General features: G+C 74.1%; 9 protein-coding genes. 5 read left to right on the forward strand and 4 right to left on the reverse strand.

Annotated features, from left to right (window positions below; all coding sequences use genetic code 11):
* Positions 1 to 13: 13 nt before the first annotated feature.
* From FL583_RS31665 to FL583_RS31675, 3 genes are read right to left on the reverse strand one after another with little or no spacing between them, the layout of a single operon-like run.
* The gene (locus FL583_RS31665; protein WP_142708545.1) at positions 14 to 1,573 is read right to left on the reverse strand and encodes an ABC transporter permease; all 1,560 of its coding nucleotides are present in this window, start codon (positions 1,571 to 1,573) and stop codon (positions 14 to 16) included.
* Entirely contained in the window at positions 1,570 to 2,739 is a 1,170-nt protein-coding gene (locus FL583_RS31670; protein ID WP_142708546.1) for a mandelate racemase/muconate lactonizing enzyme family protein, read from the reverse strand. Before FL583_RS31670 ends, FL583_RS31665 begins: the two co-directional genes overlap by 4 nt.
* Positions 2,736 to 3,752: an ABC transporter substrate-binding protein gene (locus FL583_RS31675; RefSeq protein WP_170323970.1), complete on the reverse strand. Its 1,017-nt coding sequence runs from the start codon at positions 3,750 to 3,752 to the stop codon at positions 2,736 to 2,738. Before FL583_RS31675 ends, FL583_RS31670 begins: the two co-directional genes overlap by 4 nt.
* A 177-nt stretch (positions 3,753 to 3,929) precedes the next feature.
* On the opposite strand from FL583_RS31675, the gene FL583_RS31680 reads away from it, so the two are divergent.
* From FL583_RS31680 to FL583_RS31700, 5 genes are read left to right on the forward strand one after another with little or no spacing between them, the layout of a single operon-like run.
* Positions 3,930 to 4,847, forward strand: coding sequence for an ABC transporter ATP-binding protein (locus FL583_RS31680; RefSeq protein WP_205752638.1), 918 nt, complete (start codon positions 3,930 to 3,932; stop codon positions 4,845 to 4,847).
* Positions 4,844 to 6,187, forward strand: a complete 1,344-nt coding sequence (locus tag FL583_RS31685; RefSeq protein ID WP_205752639.1) for an FAD-binding oxidoreductase — start codon at positions 4,844 to 4,846, stop codon at positions 6,185 to 6,187. The genes FL583_RS31680 and FL583_RS31685 overlap by 4 nt, the downstream gene beginning before the upstream one ends.
* Positions 6,184 to 6,750, forward strand: coding sequence for a helix-turn-helix domain-containing protein (locus FL583_RS31690; RefSeq protein ID WP_142708549.1), 567 nt, complete (start codon positions 6,184 to 6,186; stop codon positions 6,748 to 6,750). The genes FL583_RS31685 and FL583_RS31690 overlap by 4 nt, the downstream gene beginning before the upstream one ends.
* Entirely contained in the window at positions 6,747 to 7,154 is a 408-nt protein-coding gene (locus FL583_RS31695) for an ester cyclase (protein ID WP_142708550.1), read from the forward strand. Before FL583_RS31690 ends, FL583_RS31695 begins: the two co-directional genes overlap by 4 nt.
* A 10-nt stretch (positions 7,155 to 7,164) precedes the next feature.
* Positions 7,165 to 8,211, forward strand: a complete 1,047-nt coding sequence (locus FL583_RS31700) for an isopenicillin N synthase family dioxygenase (RefSeq protein ID WP_142708551.1) — start codon at positions 7,165 to 7,167, stop codon at positions 8,209 to 8,211.
* Positions 8,212 to 8,220: 9 nt separating this feature from the next.
* Here FL583_RS31700 and FL583_RS42600 read toward each other — a convergent pair.
* Positions 8,221 to 10,165: PucR family transcriptional regulator (locus tag FL583_RS42600; protein WP_142708552.1), on the reverse strand; the 1,945-nt coding region annotated here is incomplete at its 5' end.

Genomic DNA, 10,165 nt, shown 5'->3' on the forward strand with positions numbered 1-10,165 from the left:
GGCCCGCTCGCTCTCACGGCGCCGGAGCGAACCGCCGGTGCACCACCCGCTCCACCGCCCCGAACGCCGCGAAGACCCCTAGCGACACCACGATGATCGTCACCGCCGCCCCGAACGCCCGGGGCATCTGCAGCAGCGAGTACGCGTACGTGAAGTCCACCCCGAGCCCGGCCGTCCCGATCAGCGACTCCGCCACCACGGCCGCGACCACCGCCGACCCGGCCGCGATCCGCAGGCCGGTGGCCAGGTGCGGCAGCGCGCTGGGCACCAGCACCACCCCGAACAGCGCCCGGCGCCCACCGCCGAACGACCGCGCCATCTCCCGGTGCCCGGCCAGCCCGGCCTCCAGCCCGGCCCGGGTGTAGACGAACCCGGGCAGCAGCACCATGAACGACGTGATGACGACGACCGTCCCGCCGGAGTACCCGAACACCCGCGCGAACAGCGGGAACAGCGCGACCAGCGGCGTCGCGGCGAGCAGCACCAACCCCGGCACCGTGAGACCGGCCACGACCCGCGACCACCAGCACGCCACCGCCAGCCCGACCCCGAGCACCCCACCGATCAGCAGCCCGAGCCCGGCCGTGCCGAGCGTGTGGCCGATCGCGCTCAGGTAGGCGCCGGGGGAGTCGCGCAGGTCGTCCCAGACCCGGTCGGGGCCCGGCGCGACCAGCGGCGACACCTGGCCGAGCCGGATCCAGGCCTCCCACGCCCCGATTGCCAGCACCGCGAACGCGATCCCCTCGAACACGGTGAGCGCCCCGCGGCCCCGCGGCGCGACCGCGTGGCCCGCGATCGTCGCCCCTAAATACCGTCGCGCGGCCAGTTGCACCCCGGCCAGCACCCCGTACGCGACCAGCCCGCCGGCCGCGCAGACGAGCGCGGCCGCCCAGATCGGCTCCGGGCGCGCGGCCCGCATCCCGTTCACCAGGAGCACGCCGAGCCCGCGCTCGGCGCCGTACCACTCGCCGTAGACCGCACCGGCCAGCGCGGCCGGGGCCGCGAGCTTCAGCCCCTCGACGACCAGCGGCAGCGCCCGCGGCACCTGCAGCGACGTCAACCGGCGCAGCCGCCCGGCCCCCAGCGACGTGAACCACTCGTGGTTGGCCCGCGACGACGCCGACAGTCCCCGGGCGGTGGCCACGAAGACGTAGAAGAAGACCGCGATGGCGGCGATCGCGACCGGGCCGGCGTCGGCGCCCGCCACCAGCAGGACGATCGGCCCCACCGCCACCCAGGGCGCGGAGTTGGCCAGCGCGGCGAGCCGATCCACCGCCGAGCGCAGCACCGGTACCTGGTCGGCGATCACCGCGGCCAGCATGGCCAGCCCGCCGCCGTAGGCCAGCCCGAGCGCCGCCGCCCGGAACGTCGACGCGGCCGCGCGGGCGTACAGGCCGCGATCGGCCGGGTCGAGCAACGGCGCCACGGCCGCACCCGGCGTCAGCACGAACCCGTCGGCGAGCCCGGCCCGCCCGGCCGCCTCCCACAGGGCCACCAGCAGCACGATCCCGCCCCCGACGGCGATCCGCCCCCGCGTGAGCGCGCCCGCCGCCGAGCGCGCCGGGCCGGTCACGGCGCCGCCGCGGAGAGACCGCGTTCGTGGTCCGGGAAGACGTCGGTGTACGTCTCGCCGGGCACGTACGGGAACCGGTCGGCCAGGTCGTCGGGCACGGTCACGCCGAGCCCCGGGCCGTCCGGCACCGACGCCACCCCGTCCGCCAGCGACGACAGCGCGAGCGACGGGGCCAGGGAGTCCACCAGCGGCTGGGACGGGTCGATGTCCCACTCGCACAGGTCGACTCCGGCCGCGGTCGCCCAGTGCAGGTTCGCGGCGAGCCCGATCGCGGTCGGCCCTCCGACGTGCGGCACCACCGATATGCCCGCCGACGACGCCAGGGCCACGACGTCCAGACAGGACAGGAGACCGCCGCAGATCGTCGCGTCCGGCTGGAAGACGGCGGCACCACCGTCGTGGGCCAGCCGGGCGAAGGCCTCGGCCGAGTGCACGCGTTCGCCCACCGCGATCGGGATCGGGCTCCGCGAGGCCAGCCACCGCAGGTCGGCGGCCCGGTGCTGCGGCACCGGCTCCTCGAAGAACGAGACGCCGAACTCGACGAGCCGGGAGGCGAGTTCGAGGGCGGTCCGGGCGTCGTGGAACCAGTACGAGTCGACGCCGATCGCCACCGACGGCCCCACGTGGGCGCGCACCGCGGCCACCACCTCGACGTCCTCCTCGACGCTGCGCCCGAGCCGGACCTTCACCCCGCGGAACCCGGCCGCCAGCGCCTGGTCGAAGTAGTGCGCGTGCCAGGACGGCGACTCGTCGAACATCGTCGTGCCGGTGCCGTACAGCCGGATCGGCCGCCGGGTCGCGCCCAGCAGCTCGCAGACCGGCGCGTCGAGCGACTTCCCGGCCAGGTCCCAGAGCGCGATCTCCAGGGCCCCGATCGTCTGGCCGGTGATGCCGTCGCGGCCGAAGTACCCGTCGAGCCGGGTGTGCAGGTCGGCGACCCGGGCCCGGAGGTCGCGGGCGTCGGCCCCGATCAGCACCGGCGCGCAGACGTCCCGGACGGTCGTCGCGAACACGGTGGGGTAGCTGTGGCCCCAGTTCGTGCTCGCCTCACCCCAGCCGACCAGGCCGTCCTCGGTGACGATCCGGACCAGCGCGAAGCTGCGCTGCATCGGCGGGTCGGTCTTCCGGTACCCGAGCAGCACCGGCTCGACCGCCGCGATCCTCACGACGCGGCGTCCAGGTACGACATGTCGACGAACTTCCCGACGTCGGGCAGGTCCTTCTCGCCCGCCGCCCGGTAGCCCTTGAACACCTTGTCGGCCATGAACGCGGGGTCGATCGCCAGCCGGCCGTGGGTCTTCGTGTAGTCGCTGTCGAGCAGCGCGATGTAGGCCGGGTTCGCCGCGGCCGCGTACTTCTCGTCGATCTTGGCGTCCTTGCCGTAGCCGTCGACCAGCGCCTTCACGCCCGAGGAGGGATCCTTCACGTTGGCGTCGACGCCCTGGCGCAGCGCGGCCAGGAACCCGCTCACCGCCTGCTTGTGGGCGGTCAGGTATTTCCGGCTGGCGAAGATCAGGTCGCCGTAGGACGGCAGCCCGAAGTCGGAGAACGTGATCGCTTTCGTCTTGACCCCCTGCAGGCCGAGCGAGATCGTCTGGTTCGTCGAGTACGACGTGATCGCATCGACGTCGCCCTTGACCAGCGGCTGCGGGTCGTAGCTCATCGGCACGAACGTGTACTTCGGCGTCAGGCCGTTGGCGGTGAAGACCGCGTCGAGCCGGGGCTGTTCGCCCTGCAGGCCGCCGATCTTCTTCCCGGCCAGGTCGGCCGGTTTCGTGATGCCCGACGACGTCAGCCAGGTCAGGCCGTACGGCGACCGCTGGTACATCGCGCCGATGACGACGAAGTCGCCGCCCTGCTTGTTGGCGTTGATGATCTGCAGCTCGTCGCTGGACACTCCGATGTCGACCTTGCCCGCGGCAATCAGCTGCGAGACCGCGGGCGTGTTCTCGCCGCCCGGCACCAGCGTGACGTCGAGATCGTGCTGGTCGAAGTAGCCGTTCTTCTCGGCCAGGTACCAGGACGCCCACTCGATGTCGTGCACCCAGTTGAATCCGAAGCGGATCGTCGTCGTGCCCCCGGCGGCGTCGGCGGAATCGTCGCCGGAGGCGCAGGCGGTGAGCGCCAGGAGCAGCGCGACCACCGGAGCGAGGAGCTTGGGGATGGAGTGGCTCGTCATGGCGCGGCCCTCTCGACCAGATGTTGGTGCCAGCAACATCGCGTCGCTCGATTGCGCTCGTGTCAGGCGGTTGTTACAAGCAGCGAAACCTCTGGCGCGGGGCGTCGGGACCCGTCAGTGTTTGCTGCATCAACATTTGCGGTGGGAAGGGGTGCTGTGGGAACCGACGCTCCGCTGGTGTCCGTCGCACACGTGGGAAAGGTGTTCGGTGGCCGGCGCCGGTCGGTCGAGGCGCTCCAGGACGTTGATCTGACGCTGCGCCCGGGCGCGCTCACCGCGCTGGTGGGGCCGTCCGGCTGCGGCAAGTCGACGCTGCTGCGGATCATCGCCGGGCTCGAGCGGGCGTCGTCCGGAGCGGTGACGATCGACGGCGCGGCGCCCGACGTGCTGCGCTCGCGCGGGGACATCTCGGTCGCGTTCCAGGACCCGAACCTGCTGCCGTGGCGGACGGTCGCGTCGAACGTCGGGCTGGCGCTGAAGCTGGCCGGGCGGGAGCCGGATCCGGCGCGGGTCGGCGAGCTGCTCCGGACCGTCGGGCTGGACGGGTTCGAGAAGGCCCGGCCGCCCCAGCTGTCCGGGGGGATGCGTCAGCGGGTGGCGATCGCGCGCTGCCTGGTGACGCGTCCGCGGTTGCTGTTGCTGGACGAGCCGTTCGGGGCGGTGGACGAGTTGACCCGGCGGCGGTTGAACGTCGAGCTGCCGCCGCTCTGGCAGGCTCGGCCGACGACCGCGCTGCTGGTCACGCACTCGATTCCGGAGGCGGTGCTGCTCGCCGACGAGATCGTCGTGATGAGCGACCGCCCGGGCCGGGTGGTCGCGCGGGTCCCGGTCGACCTTCCCCGGCCCCGGAGAGCGGCCCAGCTCCACTCCCCGGAGTTCCACGCCCTGGTCGACGAGGTCGGCGACCTCCTCGGAGTAGACCGCGACGCCCCGGCATCCGGCGACGCCCCAGCGTCCGGCGGCGGCGAGGCCGCCGACCGCGCGGCGGGCGGCGGCGCGGCGGGCGGCGGCGCGGCGGACGGCAGTGCGGCGGACGGGAGTGCGGCGGGCGGCAGCGCGGCGGATGACAGCGCGGCGGCGGGAGCGCGGGCGTGAGGCGCGACGCGGTGCGGCGGGCGACCGCCTCCGCGGTCGCGGCGATTTCCCGCGGCGGGCACGGCGCGGTGGAGACCGGAGCGTCCGCCCTGGTCAAGCTGTCGTCGGACTGGTCGCGGATGTCGCCGGTGCTGATGGAGAAGGTCCCGCCCGGGAAGTACGTGGCCGACGCCGCCGTCCGCCCGCGCACGACGGAGGACGTCGCCGCGATCCTCGCGATCGCCTACGCGCACGACGTCCCGGTCACCCCGCGCGGAGCCGGCACCGGCAACTACGGCCAGGCCACGCCGTTCGACGGCGGAATTCTCCTCGACCTCCGCGCCCTCGACGACATCACGGTCAACGACACCGGCACGATCACCGCTGGCGCCGGCGCCCGCCTGACCTCGATCGACACCGTCGGCCGGGCGGCCGGCCGCGACGTCTGGCTGTTCCCGAGCACCAAGCACTCCACGATCGGCGGCTTCCTGGCCGGCGGAAGCGTCGGCACCGGCACGATCGAGCACGGCACGACCACCGACGGCTTCGTCGTCGCGGCCACCGTCGCCCCGATGGACGGCAGCGGCGAGCTCCGGACGGTCACCGGCGACGCGCTGACCCCCTACGTCCACACCTACGGCGTCACCGGGATCGTCGTGGAGGCCGAGATCCGGACGGATCCCCGGCGGGACTGGACCGCGGTCTACGCGGAGTTCCCCACCTACCCGCAGACGGTCGCGGTCCATCGCCGCCTGACCGGGCTGCCGGTCCTCCCGCGGCTGGCCTCGGCCGACGAACCGGCGCTGGTCCCGACGCTGACCGCCTCGGTCGCGCTCGACCCGGCCGCGTTCAGCCTCCGGGTGATCGCCGAGGCCGGCACCGTGCCCGAGCTCGAACACCTGGTCCGCGACGGCGGCGGCCGGACCGTCGCCGTCCGCACCGACTACGCCGAGACCGACCGGCTCTCGGGCATGTCGTACAACCACCCGGTCTGGTTCCTCCAGCGCGCCCACCCCGACCGGACGCTGTTCCACATGGAGATCGGCGGCACCGTGCTGTGGGACGACCCGGACGCGGTCCGCGCTACCTACCCTGGCGACGTGCACCTCCACCTCGAACTGTTCCGGCACAGCCCCGGCGCGATGCTCGTCGCGTCCTACGAGTCCGCGGCCGCCGTCGAGAGCGGCATCGCCCGGATGGAGGCGATCGGCCTCGACGTCCACTCGCCGCACCAGTGGTACGTGGATCGGAACCCCGAGCTGGCGATCGCCACCGCGGCCACCACCGACCCGAAAGGCCTGCTCAACCCGGGCAAGCTCAGTGCCTCCACGGCCGCCCGCGTCAACATCGGCGTCCGATGACCCACGCGGAAGCCGGCGAACGGCTCGGCGACTCGGTCCGGAAACTGCGCAAGGACAAAGGCATGACGCTCGTCGAGCTGGCCCGGGCGGCCGACCTCTCGCACTCGTTCCTCAGCCAGCTCGAGCGCGGGCTCTCCCGGCCGAGCATGTCGTCGCTGCACCGGATCGCCCAGGCCCTCGGCACCACCCAGCCAGCGTTGATGGCCGCGGCCGAGGCCGGACGGGCCAAGGTCGAGGTCAGCCTGATCCGGGCGGGGGAGGGGATGCCGCTGGAGAACCCGGGCGGCACCGGCCGGACGCTGGTCGCCGGGTCGCACGCGCTCTACCCGATGCTGTTCGTCGGCGCGCCCGACGAGTGGGGCGACTGGTACACGCACCCGGCCGAGGAGTTCATCCACGTGATCGCCGGGTCGATCCTGGTCCAGCTGGACGCCGAGACCCACGAGCTGCTGCCCGGCGACACGCTGTACTACCCCGGCGACGTGCCGCACCGCTGGCGGGGCGTCCGCGGGTACGGCGCCGAGACCGCCCGTCTGCTCTTCGTCCAGGAAGGCCGCCGATGAGCAAGCAGTTGATCGCGGAGTACCACGAGCGTCTGTGGGGCCGCGGTGATCTGACCGCGATCGACGACCTGTTCGCGCCGGGGGCGGTCGTCCACGTGGCCGGCTTCGACGCGGCCGCGGTCCAGTCCGTCCGCGACGACGCGTCCCGCTACCGGGGCGCGTTCACCGACGTCAGCACCCGGATCGAGGACCTGCTCGCGGACGGCGACCGGGTCGTGCTGCGCTGGTCGACGACCGGCACGCACACCGGCCCGTACGGCAAGGTCGCGGCCACCGGCCGGGTCGTCACGATGACCGGCGTCGACATCTTCCGCGTCGAGGGGGAGACCGTCGTCGAGTTCTGGTCGCTCTGGGACGGCCTCGACGTCTTCGACCAACTGGGCGTCCTGCCCGACTTCTGGTGAGGAGCTCGCCATGACCTTCGACGTCCCCGCCGTCGACATCAGCCCCTACGTCCACCCGGACGCCTACGGCGACGCCGACCGCGCGGCGGTCGCCACCGCGATGGACGCGGTCTGCGCGACGGTCGGCTTCGTGCAGGTCCTCGGCCACGGCGTGCCCGACGAGGTCATCGCCGGCCTCGCGGCCGCGTCCGACGCGTTCTTCACCCTGGACGCGGACGCCAAGCAGGCGTACCAGCTCCCGCCGAGCATCAACCGGGGGTACACGCCGCCGAAGTCCGAGTCGCTCAGCCTCAGCCTCGGCGTCGAGTCGGCGACCAAGATGAACGACTTCTTCGAGGCGTTCAACGTCGGCACCGCGGCCTCCGAGTTCCCGGGCCTGGGCCTGCCGGAATCGGACTACTCGGAGAACGTCTGGCCGGTGGAAGCCGCGTCGTTCCGGCCCGGTGTGGAGGCCTACTACCGCGAGGCGGGCCGGGTCGCCCACGTGCTGACCAGGGTGTTCGCCGACGCGCTGGAGCTGGCGCCGGACTTCTTCGAGCAGTTCACCGACCACTCGCTCGACGTGATGCGGATGAACAACTACGCGCTGCCGCCCGGGGAGATCGTGCTCGACGGCGACCTGACCGGCATGGGCGAGCACACCGACTACGGGATCGTCACCGTGCTCTGGGCCGACCAGGTCGCCGGGCTGCAGGTCCTCGGCCCCGACCAGGTCTGGCACGACGTCAGCCCGGCCGACGGCGCGCTGCTGGTGAACCTCGGGGACCTGACCGCGCAGTGGACCAACGACCGCTGGCGGTCGACGCTGCACCGGGTCAAGCCACCGATCGTCGGCGGCACGATCCGCCGCCGCCGCTCCGCGGCGTACTTCCACGACGGCAACGTCGACGCGCTGATCGAGACGATTCCGACGTGTGTGGACGACGATCATCCGGCCGGGTATGCGCCGGTCACGGTGGGGGAGCACATCAACGCCAAGCTGCGCGGTTCGCGGGCCGGCGTCCTCTACACCGACAGCGACCGCAACGCGGAACGGGTCCGCTCCGCGGCGCCGTGAGGTGGACAGTCAGCGGGGCGCGCGGGAGGCGGGTGGGGCTTCGGGGCGGTCGGCGTCCATGCGGAAGGCCAGGACGGCCAGGTAGAGCTCGGTGAGGGCTCGGGTGCTGGTCAGGCGACGGCCGGTCAGGGCCTCGATGCGGTGGGCCCGCTTGAGCACGGTGTTGCGGTGGCAGTACAGACGCCGGGCGGCGGCCGAGAACGACCCGTCGGCGTCGACGAGCGCCTCGAGCGTCGTCAGGTAGAGCTCCTGTTCGGATGGTCGCAGCGTGAGCAGGCCGCCCAGCGTGTGCCGGACCAGCACTTCGGACACGTCGGGAGCGCCCGCGACCAGCGCGTGCGGGAGCCGGTCGGTGACGTGGACCAGGCCGGAGAACGCGGCCGGGAGCGTTCGGAGGGTGAGGGCGGCCAGGCGGTGGGCGCCTGGGACCTCGTCGAAGCCGTCGATCAGCGGGGAGACGGCCGCCGGGCCGGGCAGGCAGTCCGTGAGCGCGGCGACCGCGGCCTCGAGGTCGGCCGCTCCGTCGAGCGCCACCAGCCCGGAGTCGCGGGCGCCGTGCGTCACCCAGGCCGACCGGAACCCGGCCGCCCGCAGCGCCGCCTCGGGCGTGGTCCCCGCCTCCGGCAACCCGGCCTCTCCCAACCCCGCCCCGCCCAAAGCCGCCCCCACCGCCGCCGATCCGGCCGCCGCCTGCGCCCGCCCCACCGGTCCCGGTCGCCCGCCCGCCCCGGGCGACACCGGCCGCGCTGCCACCCCCGGCGAGCCCGCTCGCACCGCCGCCCCCGGCGAGCCCGCTCGCACCGCCGCCGTCCGCGATGCCCCAGGCCGTGTCGCCCCGGGCGACCCGGGCCGCGCCACCGCAGCCCCCGGCGACACCGGCCGGGCTCCCGCCGCCCCGGGCCGCCCCGCCGCGCCCGGCGGCGCCGGTCGCGAGGTTGTCGTTCCTGCGGCGGTGGGTCGTGCGGTGGCGGTTTCGGGCGGCGCTGGTCGCGAGGTTGTCGTTCCTGCGGCGGTGGGTCGTGCGGTGGCGGTTTCGGGCGGCGCTGGCCGCGAGGTTGTCGTTCCTGCGGCGGCGGGTCGCGCGGTCGCCGTTCCCGGCGAGACCGGTCGCGCGGCCACGGCTGCCGCCGCGCCGGGCGAGGTCGGTCGTACTGCCGTCGTGCCGGGCGAGACCGGCCGTACCGCCGCGGCCTCTGGCGACGTGGGGCGCACCGCCGTTCCCGGTGACACTGGCCGCACCGGGGCCGGTCCGGCCGGGCCACGGCGGCCCGTTCCCGGCGCGTCGGCCGGCGTCGGTAGGCCGGGTGGTGCCGCGGCCTCCGGGGACGGCGCTCCGACCATCGCAACCACCACCAGGCGCGGCCCGCGCGCCGGGATCCCCAGGACCTCCTCGGCCTCGGCGGCCGCGGCCTGCGTCGGAGGCCGGCGCTCCAGCAACCCCGACAACACCATCTCGCGGCGGCGCCGGGTCGTCCTCGCCAGGCGGCTCTGCTCCTCCCGGTACGCCTTCGCGACCAGCGTCGACACCCGGTCCAGGGCATCCCAGACGACGACCGCCTCGCCCAGCAGCCGGCGGACGCACTCATCGCCGGCCAGCGTGGCCTCGTGTACCAGGCCCTCCCAGATCGCCCTCGCACACAGCCGGAAGCTGTGCAACAGCCACTCCAGCGGCAACCCCTCGGACACCCGCCTCCGGCCGGTGCTGCGCAGCGCGAGCGCGCGCTCCTCGCCGTCGTCGCCGGTCGCGTCGGCGAGCTCGCCGAGCATCTGGTGCAGGCTCACTGAACAGACGTCGCGCAGATCGGCCGCGGTCAGCGCGCTGACCGCCCGGTAGTCGGGCATCGCGTCGAGGACGTGACGGAACACGGTGACGGTCAGCGTCGGCAGCGATCGGGCGCGCAGCCGGGCCGCCAGCGCGTGCACGCCCGGCCCGCCCGGCACCCCCACCCCGCCC

Origin of the sequence: Cryptosporangium phraense, assembly GCF_006912135.1 — a bacterium.
GTDB lineage: Bacteria > Actinomycetota > Actinomycetes > Mycobacteriales > Cryptosporangiaceae > Cryptosporangium > Cryptosporangium phraense.

Excerpts from the sequence above, each read along its gene's own strand:
- FL583_RS31690 (WP_142708549.1), top strand. The coding sequence starts at position 6,184 with ATGACCCACGCGGAAGCCGGCGAACGGCTCGGCGACTCGGTCCGGAAA.
- FL583_RS31695 (WP_142708550.1), top strand. The coding sequence starts at position 6,747 with ATGAGCAAGCAGTTGATCGCGGAGTACCACGAGCGTCTGTGGGGCCGC.
- FL583_RS31700 (WP_142708551.1), top strand. The coding sequence starts at position 7,165 with ATGACCTTCGACGTCCCCGCCGTCGACATCAGCCCCTACGTCCACCCG.
- FL583_RS31675 (WP_170323970.1), bottom strand. The coding sequence starts at position 3,752 with ATGACGAGCCACTCCATCCCCAAGCTCCTCGCTCCGGTGGTCGCGCTG.